Genomic DNA, 18,610 nt, shown 5'->3' with positions numbered 1-18,610 from the left:
GCTTGGGTTTATTGGGTAGGGCGATCCGTGACGGTGCCATCCGGATGGATGACGCGGGTGTCTTTTTTGATGGACTGAAGTTCCGCTTCGATGATGATGACGGAGTTGCCCGGAATGCAGATTCCATCTTGATAGATGGTTGCATCGCCGAACGCGAGGTGAGGGGGCAGGTAGAGAGTCCATTTGGAGCCGACGGGCATGAGGGTGAGGGCTTCGTCAAAGCCTTCGAGGCCGATGCTGTCGGATGTTTCGATGGCCTTTTCCGTTTTGTCGATGAGGAGGGTGCCGTCCATGAGCAGGAGTTTGAATCGTACAGAGTAGAGAGGGTTTTCTCCATGTTGTTCCTCATCGTAAGCGGAGCCTGCTCCTTGTTGATCGATACGATATTGCAAGCCGCTAGAGGTTTTGACAATGCCCGGTTTTTTACCGTTTTCTTCGAGGAAGTTCCTGCTGATCTGGAGTGTGTCGGTTGCGAGTTTGAGGTTGCGTTGTTCCAATTGGTGCGTAGCGGCATCGATTGTCGGCTGAATGGAATCGACGTACGCGTTGAATTGCTCAAGGTTAGGTTTTTTTTTCATGGTTGCTGCGAAAGCCTTGCGGAATGCAGGCAGATCGATGTCTTTCTTTCGCAACGAGTTGTTTTTCAGGATGACGGCGCTTTCGTAACCAAGGTAGGCAGAGATGTCTTGCCTGGACGGAGGGGTGTGTTGTTTTCCGTCGTTTGAAGTGTCTGGAGAGGTTGCCGGAGCGGATGCCATGCAGAGGCCTGCCAGAAAGAGGGGGGTAAGTAGGGCTGAATTCATGGTGAGATGTTAATGTTCGAGGATGTTATTCTTCGTCTGCGGTTTCTGTTTCTTCGGCGTCTGCATCCATGGGAATAAATTCGAATGGGACGCCTTCGATGTACATGGTTTGCGTCTCGTCACCTTTTTTGATGCCGAATAGTTCCACTTGGATGATCAAGGCCGAGTTGGCTGGCAGCATGGAGCTTGCGGTAACAATATGTTCGTCTCCGAATGCCAGATGGGAAGGCAGAAAGAATGTCCATTGCGAACCGACGGGCATGAGGGAGAGGCCTTCGTCGAATCCTTCGAGCCTGGAGTGGTCGGCAGCTTCGACGGTTTCGTCGGTGAAGTCGGAAACCACTGTGCCGTTGAGCGTGCGTACGGTGTATTTGACGGTGTAGGTGGGGTTGGTTCCGTGTTGTTTTTTATTGTAACTGGTGCCTGTGCCTTGGCGATCGATCCGATATTGCAGACCACTGGCTGTGGTTGTGACGCCCGGTTTTTTACCGTTTACCGCCAAGAATTGTTCTCCGATTTTTTTTGCCTCTTCAGCGAGTTGTTGCCGTCGTGTTTCCGATTGCCTGTTCAGATGGGCTGGGATGTCCTTCCGAGCCAGTTGTTGTTTGATATCTGTTCCGTCGTTCATTCCGTCTTCAAATGCCTGGAAAAATGAGGCGATGTCGATGTCTTGAAGGGTGACATCGTTTTTGAGCAGCTGCAATGCGATGTACGTGCCGAGGTAGGAAGAATAGGCTGACTGGGAATCGTCCGACAGTCTGCTGATTTCCGGAACTTGCAATGTTGCATGTGCTGATGTTTGATTCTCAGCCGAGATGGGAGATACGGAGAGGAGAAGGGGGATGATGTATTTCATGGGAGAAGTGTTTCCTTGTATGATTAACGCATGAGAATGGGTTCGTCCGAAAGGACGGAGTGTTTTTTCAAAAAAATACGGAATGGGATTGTGGAATCCCGGGAGAGGGCTCTATTCGGAGTGGGGGATTTCCGTTCGGAGAAGCCGTACCATGTGCGGCATACCGCAGGATTTGTGAAGGCGGGAAGGGATGAAGCGGTTATTCCTCGTCTTCGATGTCTTCGTCGCGACCATCCGTTGCGTCTTTGTCGTTATGTTCGCTGTCTTTGGACATACGGAACGTGAGTACGAGGAATGCGCTTGCGTCGGCCTTGAATTCTTCGGACATGGCTGAGGCCGGGACATAGACGATCCACTCCGTACCTTCAGGCAGTTCCTTGAGCAGTTCTCTGGATATGTCGGACAGTTCGTCAAAACCGTCGAGTACGCCGGAAGAACTCATGCGGGAATGGGTCGGGAAGTCGGAGTCCGGTACGCCGACGTCTACGCTGTCAGCTTCTTCGATTCTGTAGTTTTTGGCAGGGTCCTTATCTGTGGTGACCTGGCATTGCATGCCGTTTTCCAGCAGGATGATACCGGGCTTTTTCGCATTTTCCTTGAGAAAGCGAGCAGCTTTGGCTGTTGAGTATGCCTTGTATGCTTCGTTGTATGTTTTGACGATGGCTTCCTCTTCTTTTTGGATATTTTCTGCATCCAGGGGACGTGCGATGTTTTCCATGAAGGTTTTTCGCACGAGGTCGGCGTCGATGAGAGGCTGTTGCGTTTTGTCGGCCATGTGTTCAAATCTCTGCTGGAGTCCGAATGCCAGGGCTTTTCCGACGAATTCGCTGTATTGTTTGCGAATGTCTTCCGGGATGGAGGGTGGGGTGGGGGTTGGTTCCGCTGTGGTTGCAGGCGCTGCCTCCTGTTTGGGCGCAGGGGATGAGGGTTGATCGGCTGCGAGTGCGGTGGGCAGTATGGTTGCGATGATTCCGAATACGATGGACGGACGCATGGTGTTGTTGGGGGGGGGAGGGGTGGTGATCGGGTGAGAGCCAATTCGGAGACCGGATGGAACCCGTACCTTTACTTAATCAAATCGGCTCGGTTTTGTCAGTAATAAAATGCGGATATGCGTTGTTTTTTCTTGGGCAGGCATGCGGTTTATTCGCTTTGTTCCGCATCGTTTTCTTTCGGCGGCGACCATTCGTATGTGTAGAGGATGTAGTTCGGGCGGACGCCGATTTTCTGCGTGTATTTGTCCAATGATTTCGGGTTGATCAGGTGGGAGGGGATGCAGAAGAACCATTGTTTGGCCTTGGGCAATGCGTCAATATACGGCCACAATTCCGGATGTAAGTGGGCCTTGGCGGCACTTCTGTCCAGAAAGCCTATGCTTCCGAGGGATTCTCCTGTCAGAGCTCTTGCTTCCATGATGTCTACATCCAGGATGGATCCGTTGTTTCCCTTCGGGTCGATGATGTAGGAGTACTGGACTCCGTTGTCGAGGACGGTGACATTGGGTGTCAGGGCGTTCATTTTCAAAAATTCCGCTTCTTCGCTTGCCAGCGTGTTGGCGTCGATAGGCGGTGGAGACGCGAAGATGGAGTCGGACGGTTGTGCGGCAGGTGCATCGTCTTCAATGTCTGCATCCGTATCCGGTGAAGTAGAGTCTGTTTCTGCCGCTTCGCATGTGAAGACGACGTATTCCGGCTGTTTTTCCCAGACGGCCTTGAGTGAGGATTGTCTCGATTCATCCAGTACTCCGAAGGGGATGCAAGCCGTCCATTTCTTACCGGGCGGAAGGCTGTCGGCGGCATCTCCGAAGATGTCTTGCACTCTGAAGTTGTTGAGGTGCAGTGTGTCGTTCCCTGAGATGGTGGAGAGGGCTGCGGTTTGAATTTTGTCGATGGTTATATTGCGGCCTTCCGGATCCTTTTCAACGGTGTACTGGATGCCGTTTGCGAGGACGGTGACGCCGGGTTTTTTAGCGTTTTCCTCGATGAAGCGTTTGTCCCGTGCCGTTTCGCGTGTTTTGTGGATGGCGTCGTAGCGAAGGATGGTTTCCTTGTATTCGTGGTCGAGGGCTTCGGCGTCGATGTCTTTCCCGATGTATGCGATGAAGGCGGCGCGGGCCAATGCCGGGTCGATGTCCTTCGCCGCCATCTCCTTGAAAGATGCCTGGGCGAATGCAGCGGTGAGTTTGCCCTGGCTTTCTGCGAATCGGCGGCTGAGTGCCGCCGGGATGTGTGCGTATGTTCCCCGGCTGGCCGGGATGGGCTGGACACTGTATTCTTTTTCGTTTTCTCCCTGTTTCTTGCAGATGGTGCAGACGAGGACGGATGCGGAGTTTTCGATCTGCGCCCGTTCGTTGGGTGGCAGGAGGCGGACGGGTATGTAGAGTGTCCATTCCCGGCCTTTCGGCATGTTTTGCAGGGCAGTGCTGTATTGCAGGATAGGCGGCAGGCTGTGGATGGCAGCCAATCCACTGACGCTGCCGAAGAACCGGCCCAGTGTGGAGGCCCGTTTCAGGCTGCCCATTTCTTCGATGCTGCTGTTGTTGCCTTCCGGATCGGGTGTGACTTTGTATTGGATGCCGATGGGGAGGGTGGCGATGCCGGGACGTTTAGCATTTTCCTGCAGGAAGGTTTTGTCATACTCCTTTTGTTCCCGTCCGAGCGTCGCCGTGTATTCCTGCTCGAGGGCTTTGGTCGATTCCCAGTATTTTCGATATCCAGTTCGTTGTCGAGGTTGCTGAGGAGGGCCTGTCGGATGGCTTCTCGATCGGTCAGGTAGCTGGCCGCTGCGTGATCGATCAGGTTTTGCATGTCGAAGGCCATGCGGATGCCGGCATAGGTGCTGTGGCGGCGCAGGATTTCGTCGTTGCCGGGTTCTGTTTTTCCGGGTATGTGCGGCGATGAAGCAGGTTGTGCCGTGCCGGCATAGGTTGCGACGGGAAGCAGTAAAGAGGCGATGGAAGCGAGGGTGGATATGTTCATGATCAGTGTTTCTTGTCGGTTTCGAGGATGTAGAGGACGTAGTTGAGGGGTGCGCCGATGCGCTGTTCGTACCAGTCCACATCCGCAGGGTCAAGCAGGCTGGCGGGAATGCAGAAGAACCATTTTTTTGCCTCAGGCAGGGTGTCGATATAAGGTTCGATGAGGGGATGGGTGTAGATGCGTTTGCCGTCCGCTCGCGTGTTTTGGTGATCGAGATGAATATGGCTGAGGAAGGAATCTCCGGCAAGCGTGTAGGGCGACATGATGCCGACCTGTTTGATGGAGCCGTTGTTTCCATCCGGATCGGTGATGCAGGAGTACTGTATGCCGTTGGGAAGTACGGTGACGTTGGGTGTCATGGCGTTCAGCCGAAGGAACAGGGCTTCGTCACGGGCCATGGATTCGGCCGTTCTATCCTTGTCCCACAGGAAGTTTTCTTTTTCATCGGGTTTTGCCGTGGCATCGTCTTCGATGTCTTCGTCCTTGTCCGCAAGGGACTGGTTGTCATCGGCTTCGAAGGTGTGGGCGATATAGGCCGGGCAGTCGTCGTCCCACGCGTCTTTCATGTCCTTTCTATTCTGTTCGGAGAGGCGTTCGAACGGGATGTAAAAGATCCATTTGCGGCCGGATGCCACACGGGCGATGTCGGTACCGAGCAATCCCGGCATATCGTATTCTTCGGCGGTTACTTTGCCTGGGCTGAAGACGGTGCCCGGCATGATTCTGCCCAGAGAATTGAAAGACTGTGTTATTTTTCCACTGTAGTATAATTGCGTTCCGTCGATGGAGGTGCGTTTGACGAGTTCTGCCTGAATGATGGGTACATTGCGGCCCGCAGGGTTTTTTTCGACAGTGTACTGGATGCCGTTGCCGAGTATGACGACTCCGGGTTTGGCTGCATTTTCCTTTAGAAAGCGTTTGTCGCGTTCTGTCTGGCGCGCGATGTGTATGGTTTTGTACCGGCTGATGACGTTCCGGTATTCGTGCTGAAGGGAGGCGAGGTCGATGGGAGAGTCGAGATGGCCGCAACAGGTCTTTTGGACAAGAGCCGGATCAATATCCATGTCTTCGTTGCGTTGCTTGTTGAGGAGGATGTCCCGGGCCATGTCCGCTCCTTGCAGTTCACTGTACTTTTGGCGATGGCCGTTCGCATCGATTTGGAATGGCAAGTGGCGAAGATGGCGGAGTTCGTCGTCCGTGTCGGTATGCCGGAAGGTGTAGACGATGACGGCGTTTTCGTTGCCGATGTATTTGCGTTCGGAGGATGACAGAAGAGCAGCGGGGACGTAGAAGATGTATTCGCCTCCTTTCGGCATGTTGTCCAGTGCCGAGGTGTGTTGCAGGATGTTGGGCAGTTTGTCGCTGAAGTCAGGCGGGCCGCTTGGTGTATTGCTGAATTTGATGGCAGTCACTTCCGTTTCTTTGTCGAGCTGGCGGCCTATGGTTGTGGAGCAGATGAAACAGCCCATTTCTTCCAGCTGGCGGTTGTTTCCTGCCGGGTCGGGAACGACTTCGTACTGGATGCCGATGGGCAGGGAGACGACGCCGGGACGTTTGGCATTCTCCTGCATGAAGGTTTTGTCCCTCTCGGCTTCTGCTGCGATGAGTGCTTGTTTATGGAGCTTGTAGATGCGCTGGCTTTCTTTGTCGAGTTGTTCGGAATCCATCGGTTTGTTGAGATTGTCCAGAAGCGATTGCCGGATGGTTTCCGGATCGGCGAGATACTGCGAGACATGATGCCGGATGGCGTGCTGAATTTCGGCTGCCAATTGCAATCCGGTGTAGATGCTGTATTGCCGGAGAATTTCTTCCTCATCAAGGGTGGCAGTATCGGCGGCTTGAATGGATGGGATCGGCCGGGACGGTTCCAATCCGGCTGTGGCGGGAGGGAGCAGAGTGATGAGGCAGGTGAGTGCGGAGAGTTGCATGGTTTTTGTTTTGGGTCAGGATTTTTTGTCGGCTTCGAGGGTGTAGAGGATGTAATTGGGCCGTACGCCGATGCGCTGTTCGTACCATTCCATGGAGGAAGGGTCAATCATCTCGGCGGGGATGCAGAAGAACCATTTTTTCGCTTCCGGCAGGTCGTCGATATAAGGTTCGATGAGGGGGTGGGTGTAGTTTCCGGTTCCGTCCGGCCTCGTGTTCTGGAGATTGAGGTGGGTATGGCTGTATAGATAGTCTCCCGTGAGTGTTTGAGGCGTCATGGTGTCGATTTGTTTGATGGAGCTGTTGCGGCCATCCGGATCGGTGATGTAGGAATACTGGATTCCGTTGGGAAGTACAGTGACATTGGGTGTTAGTGTGTTCAGGCGCAAGAAGAGAGTTTCGTACCGGGCCAGTGATTCTGCCGTGAGATCCGGCTTTTGCATCAAATCGGATTCAGGAGCAGGAGCGGGAGGTGCGTCGTCTTCGATGGCTGCATCCTTGTCCGAAGGAGGCGGGGGATTCTCCTCGGCTTCGAAGGTATGGACGATATATTCGGGACATTTTTCCCTCCACGAGTTTTTCAGATCCGTTCTATTCTGCTCGGAGAGGCGTTCGAACGGGATGAAAAAGATCCATTTGCGGCCGGCTTCCACGCGGTCGAGATCCGCGCCGAGAAGTTCCCTCATGCCGTATTCTTCGGAATTCTCTTGTCCGGGAGTGAAACCGATTTGCGCTCCCGGATTGGCGGTGCAGCACATGCGTGAGAAGTCGTCCCATCCGCCGTGCAGGCAGATGAGCGTTCCAGACAGGGATCCGTACTGCTTGAGCGAGGATTGAAGGAAGGGCAGGTTACGGTCTGCGGGATCTTTTTCGACAGTATACTGGATACCGCCGGACAGGACGATCACACCGGATTTACGCGCATTTTCCCGAATGAAGTTCCTGTCGCGTGCCATCTGCCGGGTGTGGTGGATGGTATCATATTGCCGAATAATATCTTGGTAACGGTTTTCAAGAGCAGTGCGATCGCAAGGCTTGTCGAGGTGGTCGAAGAATGTTTGGCGGATAAGTACCGGATCGGCATCCTGTGAAGATCCTGCCGACCACTGTTTCCGGATGGCATGGGATAATCGTTCACCCAGCAATTCGCCGTATTTCCGCCGGAGATCGGCCGGTATCCGTTTGATGGTAGAGGCAGCGGTGTGTACAGGGTTGGTGCGTTGGGCGTTGCCGTCTTTTTCTTTATGGGTGAAAGAGTAGATGACGATGGATGCTTTTTTCTCGATACCTTTGGTTTTGGATGGCGACAGTAGTTCAGCGGGAATGTAGAGGATGAGCTCCCGGCCTTTCGGCATGTTTTGCAGGGCCGAGGAAGAAGTCAGGATGCTGGGAAGGATGAGGTCGCTGAGGCTGTGCGAGTCTTGCAATACCCCATCGAAGCATCTTCCGGATGCCGTGGATACTTTGTAGGTGTTCATTTCGTCGAGCCTGCGGTTGTTGCCTTCCGGATCTGGAATGACTTCGTACTGGATGCCGATGGGCAGGGAGACGACGCCGGGCCGTTTGGCGTTTTCCCGCATGAATGTTTTGCCCATTTCTATCTCTTCTGTTTGAAGAGCTTCTTCGTATATTTTGCTGATCCGTTCGAATTCTTCATCGAATTGCTTGTTATCCCTCGGTTTGTCGAGGTGGGCGAGTACCGATTGACGGATGATGTCCGGATCGGCGAGGGATGATGCAGCTAAATCAAGAGGATCATTCTGAAAGATGTCTGCCGTTTTCGTACCCAGGTAGATGCTGTACTGGCGGATGATTTCATTGGCGTCGAGGTTGACGGCAGCTGACGCTTGCCGGATGGGTTCCGGTGATGGTGTTTCAGCGGTGGTTGCTGTGTATGCCAGAAGCGGAAAGAGGCTGGCGAGGATAGGAAGGTTCATGGTTGTAGTATCAGGTTAGTGAGTCGTGTTGGCTTCGAGAGTGTAGAGGATGTAATTGGGCCGTACGCCGATGCGCTGTTCGTACCATTCCACATCTGCAGGGTCGAGCAGGCTGGTGGGTATGCAGAAGAACCATTTTTTCGCTTCCGGCAGGTCGTCGATATAAGGTTCGATGAGGGGATGGGTGTAGATTTCGGTTCCGTCCGGCCTCGTGTTTTGATGATCAAGATGGAGGTGGCTGCCGAAGGAGTCTCCGACAAGGGTGTGCGGCGTCATGATGGAGACGTTTTTGATGGAGCCGTTGCGGCCTTCCGGGTCGATCATGCTGGCATACCGGACGCCGTTGGGCAATACGGTGACATTGGGCGTGAGGTCAAGGAGGCGCAGGAAGTGTTCTTCATCGCGTGCCATGGCTTCCGGTGAGCGGTCCTTTCGTTTCCAGACATCTTCGCAAGAGGAGGGTTTTTCCGTTGCGTCGTCTTCGATATCTTCGTCTTTGTTTGAAGAGTCCGTTTCTTTTTGAGCCGCTACACAGGAGATGGCGACGTATTCCGGGCATGCGCCTTTCCATAGGCTCGTCAAAAGCTGCCGTTTGATGTCGGGGAGTAGCTGGAAGGGGAGGTAGAAGGTCCATTTGCGGCCGGGTTCGATTTGTTTCAGAGACTCGCCGAGCATGTCCGGAATGCCGAAGTCTTCGATGCCGTCAAGATCGTTTTGTGAGGGCTGGCAGTTTTTCCTTCCGGAGATGGTGGCTATGTTTGTGACTCTGGCCGAGGTGAAGGGCAGATTGCCGTTTGCTGGATCTTTTTCGACGGCGTACTGGATGCCGTTGCCGAGGTCGATGATGCCGGGGCGTTTGGCATGCTCCTGCATGAAGACCCTGTCGCGTTCCTTTTGCCTTTTTTCCTGTATGGCGGTGTATTGGCGAATGACGTCCTTGTATTCGTTCCGGAGAGCTGCAGGGTCGATGGTGTCTGAGATGTGATAGCTGATTGTTTGTTTGACGATGTTCCGGTCGATTTCCTGTGCGGCATCTTCCGTCCAGCGGCTCTGGATGTAATGTGCCACTGAGGCTCCCAGGAGTTCGCTGTGTTTGCGGAGGAGGTCGGGCGGTATGCGTTTGAATTCGGCTGGGGCAGGCACGTCTTCCTGTCGCCAGAAGGAGCCGCCTGCATGTTGATGGCGGAAGATGTAGATGATGATGGAGGCTCTATCGTCTTCGTCCTTTCTTTTGGATGGGGAGAGCAGGGCGACGGGGATGTAGAAGATGAATTCCTTTCCTTTCGGCATGTTCTGCAGGGCTGCGCTGTCCGTCAGGATGTTGGGAAGTACGTAGCTGAAGTCGTGTGATTCGTGGGTTGAGATTCCGCCGATGCATCGTCCCGAGGAGGTTGTCTCCATGTAGCCGTTCATTTCGTCGAGGGTGCGGTTGTTTCCTTGCGGATCCGGTATGACTTTATATTGGATGCCGATCGGGAGGGAGACGACGCCGGGGCGTTTGGCGTTTTCCTGCATGAAGGTTTTGTCTCGTTCGGTTTCTTCTTCGCGAAGGGCAGCCATGTAGGCCTGGCTGATATGCTCGTATTCTGCGTCGAGCGCTTTTTGATCGATGGAGGTGCCGAGGTGGTCGAGGGCCGATTGCCGGATGATGTCAAGGTCGGCGGGGCTCATGGCTGCGGCTTCGATGGCATATCTCTGCAGGCCGTACACGGTTTGAAGCCCCATGTAGATGCTGTATTGGCGGATGATTTCATCCTCGTTGTTTTCCGTGGCGGCGGCTATGGCTGCAGGAGGCTTCGGCGCGTTTTCCTGCATGCAAAGAGCGGTGGGTAGCAGCAGGGAGGATGCAAGTGACAGAGGAATGTTCATGGCTGAGGTGCGGTGGGAGTTTGCCGGTTGCGTTCGAGGTGGTCATTGGGTGTCGCGCCGTTGATTTTGAGCGTATAGACAACAACAGATACGCGTTTCGGTATATGTGCGACTGTAGCCTTGTCCAGCAGGTCGACAGGTACGACGATTCTCCATTCAAGAGCGGGAGGAAGGTGGGGGAGTATTTCCCGGATACTTTGGGAGAGCCGTGCCGCAGGGTCGCCGTAGAGGGTTTCCATCACGAAGCCGGATGTGGTGGCTCCTTCGGCAATGCGCGCGGCGAACACGGGGCGGTTTTCTCCTTCTTTCGATACGGTGGCTTTGTACATGATGCCGTTCGGCAGGATGGTCATGCCTTTTTCAGCGGAGCATTGCCTGATGTACCGGGCGTCTTGCTCGGCCTGTTTTTTGGCACATACCTCTTCGTAGAGTTCGTCGAACTCATGGCAGATTGCTTCAAGCCGGGCGATTTCATCGTCGGTGTAGATTTTGTCTGCATGGGCGAGGAAGGATTTTTTAATGATTTCGGGATCCAGAAAACTGGCGGCGGCATTTCGGTCGATCCATTCAAGGACAGCCTTTCGGAATTTCTCCGGTTGATCCCTGTCCGTCTGAAGAGCGAGCCAACGGCCTTGATCGGCGCTGTACTGGCGAATGATTTCCCGGTCGGCTTCTTCATCCGCCTGTTGCCGGGCCAAGGTTTCCGGTGACGGAGGTGCAGGCGGTGCAGCATTTGCACATGCGAGCAAGGTGCAGGATATGAGGGATGGGAGGAACGCGTTCATCGTGAGGATGCTGCTGGGTTATTCGGGGTCTTCGATGTCCGTATCTCGGCCACGGGCGGGTTGCTTGACGGTCAAGGTGTAGACGATGACGGATGTCCATGCGCCGATTTCGGCCTGCATGTCTTCAATGGAACCCCAGCGGTCGGTCAGGGGATAAAGGTCTTCTTTCCGGGTGAGGAGTGAGGTGGGGACGTAGATGTTCCATGCACGAGCCGGGGGAATCTGATCCTGAATGAAGTCGAGGCCTTGCGGAAGGGAGGTGGGGTGCGGGTATCCTGTAAAATAGCGGGGACGGCCTTCAAGGGATGCGATGCCTGTGATCCGTCCTTCTTCAAAACCGGTATCGCTTCCGTTTCCATCCGCTTTGCTGGTATAAAAGATTCCGTGGCCCAAAGGATGCAGTTCGCCTTGTGCGACCTTCTTCTGCAGGATGAGTCGATCGCGTTCGGCCTGCCGTGCGGACAGAATGCGGAGATATTGAGGGAAGATGCCTGAGAGGTTCTGTTCTGGCTGTTCGAGAGGCAATACTTCTTCGTGAAGTTTCAGGTAGGTGCGGATGACGGTATGCCTGTCGATGTCGTTCGATTCGGCCGAAGAATAACGATACAAGCCATGAATGCGCAAGTATTCGAGAGCCAGTGCCATTCCGGTGAAAGCGCTGTGCCGTTCGACCATGCTGCGCGTGATGCCTGTTTCTCCGGTGGCCGTTTGGGCCGGGAGGGGGCGCATGGCGTAGTAGTCCCATGCTGTGTTGTCGTCCTGCAGTGTGACGATGTAAACATAAATGCGGGCGTAGGGGAATGTACGCATTTCTTCATCGGTCAGGAGCATTCGGGGAATATGGAATACCCATGTGCGAGCATCGGGTATTTGCAACCAATAGCTGCGGATGCATGCCGGGAGAGGCGGAGTTCCTGTACCTTTGTTTTCGACCGGGCCACCATATATTCTGAAGGCTTTGCCGCCGAGCGTGCTGGTTCGTACGCCGGTCGCATTTTCGATGCGGGAGGATCCGCCCATATTTTGTCCGAGCGCGATATATTGCACGCCGTTGTCTAGGGTGGCGACGCCGGGCTTGCGGGCGTGGTTCAGCATGAAACCGGCATCCACGGTTTCGTTTTCCTTGTCTGCGGCTTTGTTGTACAGCTTGAAAATCTCGTTCAAAGCTGCATATTCCCGGCTGTACTGCTCATAAAGTTCTTCCGGTTGTTTTGTGGTATCAACGTGGCGGAGAAAGGATTGTTCGACGATGTCGAGGTCGATTCTATCGGGTGGCACCATGGGAATGAAGAACCGGAGTTTCTTGCCGATGGCGATGCTCAGCTCCTGCCGCAATGCGGGAGATACGATGGTTGCCGCAGCCGGGGCGGCTGCCGGAATGGCGGGCGGTTCTGCTTTCGGTTCGGCAAGGTATGCCGTGCAGGCGAGAGTCAGCAGGGTGAACATGGGAAGAGAACGGAAAATCAGGTATAGCGGCTTATGAGAACTAAAGCACGGTTCGGGCGGGTTGTCACGACGAAAGGCGGCAATACGGTGTTTTATGTTCCGCAGGCGGAGCAGGGTGATGGGGCTGCCGTCTATTCATCCGTGTGTTTTTGGCGGAAGTATGCCGGATTCTCTATCCGCTTTGTTTATTCATGTGTTCAATGATTTGAAAAACAGTCGTTTTTCAAATTTTATTCCTGATTAAAATGAGACATCATGGCGATGGCGTATCTTTTTTGCGATTATTTTCAGGTATATGCCGGTTGATGCTTGACGACGGATAGAGAATCCTTTTCCCCAAAGTATGATGGAACGGAGAAACGCGGTTCAGGCAATGATTGCGACGATTTGTCCTTGTGTATTGCGAGATGATGGTGTAGACCAGAGTTCATGCCCACCAAGAAGCGGAAGTGTCGTCGTAATCCTCGCCGTGATGCATGGTGGGGCATAGGGGTGTCGGGGGTGCTGATGCTGGCTTTCGGGACGGCTGCTGTTTGTGATTCGCATAATATGTGGCAGAGCTATGAGGCTTTGCAATGGAAAGCGTGTCCGGTTCAGAAGGTCGAAAAGAAGGTGAAGAGTTCGCACGGCAGGCGTGGGGGCGGTACTTCAACATCGTGGATTTGCCATTACACGTATCGGGGAGTCGCCTATAAGACGAATGAGAAGGGGTGCGGCGAGTTCGATTCCGGCAGGAGTACCCGCCAACTGAAGAAGTGGCAGGTGTATGTGAATCCGGCCAATCCTTCGGAGGCGGTGATGTCTCGGGGAGTATCTGTCTGGCAATGGATCGGGCTGGCTGTGCTTGTTTTGGTGACGCTGGCGCTGGCTGTCGTTTTCGCTCTGATGGTGCGGTTTTACAGGCGCAATTTCGCAGGTCAACCCGTGAAAGCCGAGAAGAAGGTTCGTGCGGATGTGGCAGGGCCGCGCGTCTGCAAGTGGGATTGCTACGGTTCTCCGGAGAAGCTTTTGAATGCGTTGTCGGGTTCTTCCGAGGTGGCCACGGTGGAGAATGTGCAGGACGAGGCGGATGGAGTGCAGGTGGTTGCCCTGAAGGGAGGCAGGTTCCAGTTGTGTACGGGCAGGGATGCCGAGTGGACGGAGGTTCTGGCGTCTCCTGAGATGTCGCGCGATGAGGTGCTGCGGTGGATGCGTGATTATCGGGATGGGGAGTCGATCCGTGTGTTGACGCAGGGCTGGCAGGTTCTTTGATCCATCCGTTTTTCGGAACGGGTCTATCGGTCTTTTGCCTGTTCGGAATATCGCCTTGACTTGGCGCAGGCTGGCTGGCATATTTCCTACATGAGCGATTCTATTCAATCTACGCCGCTTTGCGAGAAACATGTGGAGCTTGGCGGCAAGATGGTTCCCTTTGCGGGATGGAATATGCCGGTGCAGTATTCCGGCATTATGGATGAGCACAAGGCTGTGCGCGAAGCATGCGGCGTGTTCGATATTTCCCATATGGGCCAGTTTATCGTATCGGGGCAGGGCGCGACGGCGTGGCTCAACTATATGCTGACGAACAATGTCGAGAAGCTTTCGCTGAATCAGGGGCAGTATTCCCTGATGCTCAATTACGACGGCGGCGTGATCGACGATCTGATTCTTTACCGCGACGGTGAGGAGCGGTTTTTCGTCGTGGTGAATGCCTCGATGATCGAAGAAGATTACGCATGGCTCGAAAGCAAGAAGCCCGAGGGCATTTTGCTGGAGAACCATTCGAGCGATTACGTCGGTCTGGCGGTGCAGGGGCCTGCCTGCCAGGAGGTGTTCGCCAAGGTTCTTCCGGGTGCGGAGTTGCCCCCGCGCAACGGGATTTCCCATGTGACGGTGGACGGTGAGAACTGCATCGTGTGCCGCACGGGTTATACGGGTGAGGACGGTTATGAATTTTTCTGCCCGGCCGCATCGGGTGTGGCATGGTTCGAGAAGTTCCTTGCAGCCGGATCGAAGCCCTGCGGCCTCGGCGCGCGCGACAGCCTGCGCCTTGAGATGTGCTATCCGCTGAACGGTTCCGATCTGGCTCCCGACAGGACTCCGATCGAGGCCGGACTCGGTTTTTTCTGCGATCTCTCGAAGGATTTCATCGGTGCGGACGTGCTGCGCAAGCAGAAGGAGGAAGGCCCTGCCGTGCGGCTTGCCGCCATCGAGTATACGGCCAAGGGTGCGCCTCCCCGCCACGGTTATGCCGTGCAGCTTCCGGACGGTACGACGATCGGCGAACTGTGCAGCGGCGTGTTGTCGCCGTCGCTCGGCAAGGGTGTCGGTATGGCCTATCTTCCTGCCGAATACGCCAAGGTCGGTACGGAGCTTCAGATCGAAGTGCGCGGCAAGAAGACGCCGGCCGTGGTTGTGAAAAAACCTTTCTATAAAAAGGAAAAGTAAAAAAGACGCATTTTTTGAAAAATTTAAGCTGACAAAGGAGAGTTTTTCAAGCAATCTAGCGTCGCATATCTTATCATTATTCATCATGAGCAACAATATTCCTGACAATTTGCTGTACTCCCGCGATCACGAATGGGTGGACGTTGACGGAGACATCGCTACGATCGGTATTTCCGATCACGCACAGGCCGAACTCGGCGATGTGGTGTTCGTCGACCTGCCCGAACCGGGCACGAGCATTGCCGCCAATGATTCCATTGCCGTTGTCGAGTCCGTGAAGGCTGCCAGCGATGTGTATTCTCCGGTTTCCGGCGAGATCATCGAGGTGAACGAAGAGCTCGGCAACGAGCCCGGAGCGGTCAACTCCGATCCGTACGGCAACGGCTGGATCTGCAAGATCCGTCTTCAGGACATGAGCGAACTCGACAGTCTGCTGTCGCCGGCGGATTATTCCGAGTTCTGCTCCTGAACCTAGCTTTCGAGCCTGCATTCCGGAACGCGTCCCGTCGGAATGCAGGCTGTTTTTTTCGAATGCCTTTCCGGCATGTTTTGCGGGACGCCCTCTTTTTTCTTAACGTTCCCATCAGATGAATTCTCATTCGGATTTCCTCAGCCGCCATCTCGGTTCCGTGGGCGAGACGCAGAAAGCGCTTCTTGCCGATCTCGGTTATCAATCGCTCGATGAGTTGACGCGTGATATCGTTCCCGCCGATATTCTGCTCAAATCGCCCCTTACTCTGTCTCCGGCTCTCAGCGAGCAGGCCGCTCTCAAGGAGCTGCAAACCGTCATGAGCAAGAACAAGCTGCTCAAGTCCTATATCGGGCAGGGGTATTACGGCACTCTCGTGCCGAGCGTGATTCTGCGCAATGTACTGGAAAATCCCTGCTGGTACACGGCTTATACGCCCTACCAGCCTGAGATCGCCCAGGGCCGCCTTGAGATGCTGATGAATTTCCAGACGATGATTTCTTCGTTGACCGGTCTTCCCGTGTCGAACGCCTCCCTTCTCGACGAAGGTACGGCGGCGGCCGAAGCCGTCAGCCTCTGCATCGCCTCGAAGCCGAAGAGCGATACGTTTTTTGTGGCCGATACGTGCCACCCGCAGACGATCGAGGTGATCAAGACCCGCTCCGAAACGCTGGGAACGAAGATCATCGTCGGCGACTGGAAGTCGTTCGATCCTTCCTCTTGCCCCACGCTGGCAGGCGTGCTCGTGCAGTATCCGGATACGTACGGCATCGTTGAAAGCTATGACGAGTTTTTTGCCGCCGTGCATGCCCAGAAGGCTTATTGCGTGGTGGCCACCGATCTGCTCTCTCTGACCCGCCTTCGCGAACCGGGTGCGTTCGGCGCCGATATTTGCGTAGGTACGACGCAGCGCTTCGGTACGCCGATGGGCTTCGGCGGTCCGCATGCCGCCTTCATGTCCTGCACGGACGAGTTGAAGCGCCGCATGCCCGGCCGTTTGGTCGGCCTGTCGGTGGATGCGCAAGGCCGCCCGGCCTACCGCCTCTCGCTGCAGACGCGCGAACAGCATATCCGCCGCGACAAGGCGACTTCCAATATCTGCACGGCGCAGGTGCTTCTTGCCATTCTGGCGACGTTCTATGCGATTTACCACGGCCCCGCAGGCCTGAAGCGCATCGCAGGTACGATTCACGGCCTCGCCATTACGCTGGCGAAGGCGATCGAGGCATGTCCGACTCTGACCCGCCGCCCTGGCGATTTCTTCGATACGGTGGTGTTCGGTGCGCCCGGCAAGGCTGACGAGCTGGTAGCTTCCGCTCTGGCCGCCGGATACAATATCCGCCGGATCGATGCCGATACGGTGGCTGTAGCCATCGACGAGACGACGACATCCGCCGATGTGATCAAGCTCGCCGAGCTGTTCACGAAGGACGATTCCATCGATATTCCGACGGACGATTCCCTGTACGATTACTTCCTCGGCACCTACGAACGCCCGATCTGGGATACGCAGCATGACCGCACGACGCCGTTCTGTACGGAGACGGTCTTCTCGTCGTACCAGAGCGAAACGGAGATGATGCGCTATATCCATCATCTCGAATCCCGCGATCTTGCGCTGAATGAAGCCATGATCCCGCTCGGCTCCTGCACGATGAAGCTGAATGCGGCTTCCGAAATGATGCCGATCACGTGGCCTTCCGTTTGCCAGTTGCATCCGTTCGTACCTGCCGACCAGTCCGTCGGCATGCGTGAAATGCTGAACAAGGTGTGTGACCGCCTGTGCAAGATTACCGGATTCGTCGCGGTTTCTCTGCAGCCTAATTCCGGCGCGGCCGGGGAGTATGCGGGCCTGCTGGCGATTCACCGCTACCATGTGTCGAGAGGCGAAGGCCACCGCAATGTGTGCCTGATCCCCGTCTCGGCTCACGGTACGAACCCCGCTTCCTCCGCCATGGCCGGTTTCAAGGTTGTGGCTGTCAAGTGCGACGAGGCAGGCAATATCGACATGGAAGACCTCAAGGTGCAGGCCGAGAAGCATCGCGACCATCTCGCCGCTATCATGGTGACCTATCCTTCCACGCACGGCGTGTATGAATCGGGCATCCGCGAGCTGTGCGAGATCGTGCATGCGAACGGCGGCCAAGTGTACATGGACGGCGCCAATATGAATGCCCAGGTCGGGTTGACGACTCCCGGCTTCATCGGTGCGGACGTGTGCCATATGAATCTTCACAAGACGTTTGCGTTGCCGCATGGCGGCGGCGGTCCCGGCGTGGGCCCGATCGGCGTAGCCGCACATCTCGTTCCTTTCCTGCCGGGGCATATCTCCCGCGGTGAGGCGAACAAGGGTGCGGGCGCCGTCTCTTCCGCCGAATACGGTTCTGCATCGATTGTCGCCATTTGCTGGATGTACCTGTCGATGATGGGCGCCTCCGGTCTCCGCACGGCAACGGAAGTCGCGATGTTGAATGCCAATTACGTCGCACGTAATCTTTCCCCGCTGTATCCCGTGCTCTATACGGGTAACAAGGGGCTTGTCGCGCACGAGTGCATTCTTGACCCCCGCCAGCTGACGCACGATGCAGGGCTGTCGGTGGATGATATTGCCAAGCGATTGATGGACTATGGTTTCCATGCGCCGACCATGTCGTTCCCGGTGCCGGGTACGCTGATGGTCGAGCCGACGGAATCCGAATCCAAGTTCGAACTCGACCGCTTCATCGAAGCGATGACGATGATTCATGGTGAAATCATGGATATTATCGAAGGCCGTGCGGACAAGGAGGATAACGTTCTCAAGAATGCGCCGCATACGGCGGAGATGGTGACGGCTTCCGAATGGAACCATCCCTATAGCCGCGAGCAGGCTGCCTATCCCGTCGAATCGTTGCGCCGCCACAAGTTCTGGCCGTACAGCGCCCGTATCGACAATGTGTACGGCGACCGCAATTTCATCTGTTCCTGCGATACGGTGGAAACCTACGCGGAAAATCTCTCGAAGCAGGACTGATCCTCCCATTCGGCGAGATATTCGTTTCTTTCAGGCTGCGGTCAGGCGACCGCAGCTTTTTTTGTCGCCATGCCGGGAGTGCGGCACATGGAGGATGCCGC

General features: G+C 55.1%; 13 protein-coding genes and 1 pseudogene. 4 read left to right on the top strand and 10 right to left on the bottom strand.

All coding sequences use genetic code 11. From position 1 onward, the window contains the following. Positions 1 to 8: 8 nt before the first annotated feature. From AC781_RS01220 to AC781_RS01175, 10 genes and pseudogenes are all read right to left on the bottom strand, one after another. Positions 9 to 803 carry an FKBP-type peptidyl-prolyl cis-trans isomerase N-terminal domain-containing protein gene (locus AC781_RS01220; RefSeq protein ID WP_071133172.1) on the bottom strand — a complete coding sequence of 265 codons (795 nt, stop codon included), beginning with the start codon at positions 801 to 803 and terminating at the stop codon, positions 9 to 11. 25 nt (positions 804 to 828) lie between these two features. Beyond that, the gene (locus AC781_RS01215) at positions 829 to 1,659 is read right to left on the bottom strand and encodes an FKBP-type peptidyl-prolyl cis-trans isomerase N-terminal domain-containing protein (protein ID WP_067772184.1); all 831 of its coding nucleotides are present in this window, start codon (positions 1,657 to 1,659) and stop codon (positions 829 to 831) included. Between the two features lie 199 nt (positions 1,660 to 1,858). Then, positions 1,859 to 2,653, bottom strand: coding sequence for an FKBP-type peptidyl-prolyl cis-trans isomerase N-terminal domain-containing protein (locus AC781_RS01210; protein WP_067772181.1), 795 nt, complete (start codon positions 2,651 to 2,653; stop codon positions 1,859 to 1,861). A 149-nt stretch (positions 2,654 to 2,802) separates the two neighbouring features. Continuing rightward, the gene (locus AC781_RS01205; RefSeq protein ID WP_067772178.1) at positions 2,803 to 4,179 is read right to left on the bottom strand and encodes an FKBP-type peptidyl-prolyl cis-trans isomerase N-terminal domain-containing protein; all 1,377 of its coding nucleotides are present in this window, start codon (positions 4,177 to 4,179) and stop codon (positions 2,803 to 2,805) included. 99 nt (positions 4,180 to 4,278) lie between these two features. Further along, a pseudogene (locus AC781_RS14240) lies at positions 4,279 to 4,719 on the bottom strand (hypothetical protein); the annotation flags it as partial. Then, positions 4,640 to 6,565 (bottom strand): FKBP-type peptidyl-prolyl cis-trans isomerase N-terminal domain-containing protein, encoded by a 1,926-nt coding sequence (locus AC781_RS01195; protein ID WP_067772172.1) that lies wholly within the window; start codon positions 6,563 to 6,565, stop codon positions 4,640 to 4,642. The gene AC781_RS01195 and the pseudogene AC781_RS14240, both read right to left, overlap by 80 nt. A gap of 15 nt (positions 6,566 to 6,580) precedes the next feature. Then, on the bottom strand, positions 6,581 to 8,500 hold the full coding sequence (locus tag AC781_RS01190; protein ID WP_067772169.1) for an FKBP-type peptidyl-prolyl cis-trans isomerase N-terminal domain-containing protein: 1,920 nt from the start codon (positions 8,498 to 8,500) through the stop codon (positions 6,581 to 6,583). 15 nt (positions 8,501 to 8,515) lie between these two features. Continuing rightward, the gene (locus AC781_RS01185; protein ID WP_071133171.1) at positions 8,516 to 10,369 is read right to left on the bottom strand and encodes an FKBP-type peptidyl-prolyl cis-trans isomerase N-terminal domain-containing protein; all 1,854 of its coding nucleotides are present in this window, start codon (positions 10,367 to 10,369) and stop codon (positions 8,516 to 8,518) included. Beyond that, entirely contained in the window at positions 10,366 to 11,154 is a 789-nt protein-coding gene (locus tag AC781_RS01180) for a hypothetical protein (RefSeq protein ID WP_067772163.1), read from the bottom strand. The genes AC781_RS01185 and AC781_RS01180 overlap by 4 nt, the downstream gene beginning before the upstream one ends. A gap of 18 nt (positions 11,155 to 11,172) precedes the next feature. Further along, positions 11,173 to 12,600 (bottom strand): hypothetical protein, encoded by a 1,428-nt coding sequence (locus AC781_RS01175; protein WP_067772160.1) that lies wholly within the window; start codon positions 12,598 to 12,600, stop codon positions 11,173 to 11,175. 549 nt (positions 12,601 to 13,149) lie between these two features. Here AC781_RS01175 and AC781_RS01170 point away from each other — a divergent pair. The 4 genes from AC781_RS01170 to gcvP all read left to right on the top strand — a co-directional run bounded on the left by AC781_RS01170 (position 13,150) and on the right by gcvP (position 18,509). Then, positions 13,150 to 13,851, top strand: coding sequence for a DUF3592 domain-containing protein (locus tag AC781_RS01170; RefSeq protein WP_067772158.1), 702 nt, complete (start codon positions 13,150 to 13,152; stop codon positions 13,849 to 13,851). Positions 13,852 to 13,941: 90 nt separating this feature from the next. Then, a complete protein-coding gene (gene gcvT / locus AC781_RS01165; RefSeq protein WP_067772155.1) occupies positions 13,942 to 15,027 on the top strand; it encodes a glycine cleavage system aminomethyltransferase GcvT in 1,086 nt (361 codons plus the stop codon). 85 nt (positions 15,028 to 15,112) lie between these two features. Beyond that, positions 15,113 to 15,496: a glycine cleavage system protein GcvH gene (gcvH, locus tag AC781_RS01160; protein WP_067772152.1), complete on the top strand. Its 384-nt coding sequence runs from the start codon at positions 15,113 to 15,115 to the stop codon at positions 15,494 to 15,496. Positions 15,497 to 15,614: 118 nt separating this feature from the next. Further along, positions 15,615 to 18,509, top strand: coding sequence for an aminomethyl-transferring glycine dehydrogenase (gene gcvP / locus AC781_RS01155; RefSeq protein ID WP_067772149.1), 2,895 nt, complete (start codon positions 15,615 to 15,617; stop codon positions 18,507 to 18,509). Positions 18,510 to 18,610 lie beyond the last annotated feature (101 nt).

The organism is Neoakkermansia glycaniphila, assembly GCF_001683795.1.
Taxonomy (GTDB): Bacteria; Verrucomicrobiota; Verrucomicrobiia; order Verrucomicrobiales; family Akkermansiaceae; genus Akkermansia; species Akkermansia glycaniphila.
The sequence above is the reverse complement of the archived record's forward strand: the minus strand, read 5'-3'. Positions and strand labels throughout refer to the sequence as shown.

Excerpts from the sequence above, each read along its gene's own strand:
- gcvH (WP_067772152.1), top strand. The coding sequence starts at position 15,113 with ATGAGCAACAATATTCCTGACAATTTGCTGTACTCCCGCGATCACGAA.
- AC781_RS01190 (WP_067772169.1), bottom strand. The coding sequence starts at position 8,500 with ATGAACCTTCCTATCCTCGCCAGCCTCTTTCCGCTTCTGGCATACACA.
- AC781_RS01215 (WP_067772184.1), bottom strand. The coding sequence starts at position 1,659 with ATGAAATACATCATCCCCCTTCTCCTCTCCGTATCTCCCATCTCGGCT.
- AC781_RS01170 (WP_067772158.1), top strand. The coding sequence starts at position 13,150 with ATGTGGCAGAGCTATGAGGCTTTGCAATGGAAAGCGTGTCCGGTTCAG.
- gcvP (WP_067772149.1), top strand. The coding sequence starts at position 15,615 with ATGAATTCTCATTCGGATTTCCTCAGCCGCCATCTCGGTTCCGTGGGC.
- AC781_RS01180 (WP_067772163.1), bottom strand. The coding sequence starts at position 11,154 with ATGAACGCGTTCCTCCCATCCCTCATATCCTGCACCTTGCTCGCATGT.
- AC781_RS01205 (WP_067772178.1), bottom strand. The coding sequence starts at position 4,179 with ATGGGCAGCCTGAAACGGGCCTCCACACTGGGCCGGTTCTTCGGCAGC.
- AC781_RS01175 (WP_067772160.1), bottom strand. The coding sequence starts at position 12,600 with ATGTTCACCCTGCTGACTCTCGCCTGCACGGCATACCTTGCCGAACCG.
- AC781_RS01210 (WP_067772181.1), bottom strand. The coding sequence starts at position 2,653 with ATGCGTCCGTCCATCGTATTCGGAATCATCGCAACCATACTGCCCACC.
- gcvT (WP_067772155.1), top strand. The coding sequence starts at position 13,942 with ATGAGCGATTCTATTCAATCTACGCCGCTTTGCGAGAAACATGTGGAG.
- AC781_RS01185 (WP_071133171.1), bottom strand. The coding sequence starts at position 10,369 with ATGAACATTCCTCTGTCACTTGCATCCTCCCTGCTGCTACCCACCGCT.
- AC781_RS01195 (WP_067772172.1), bottom strand. The coding sequence starts at position 6,565 with ATGCAACTCTCCGCACTCACCTGCCTCATCACTCTGCTCCCTCCCGCC.
- AC781_RS01220 (WP_071133172.1), bottom strand. The coding sequence starts at position 803 with ATGAATTCAGCCCTACTTACCCCCCTCTTTCTGGCAGGCCTCTGCATG.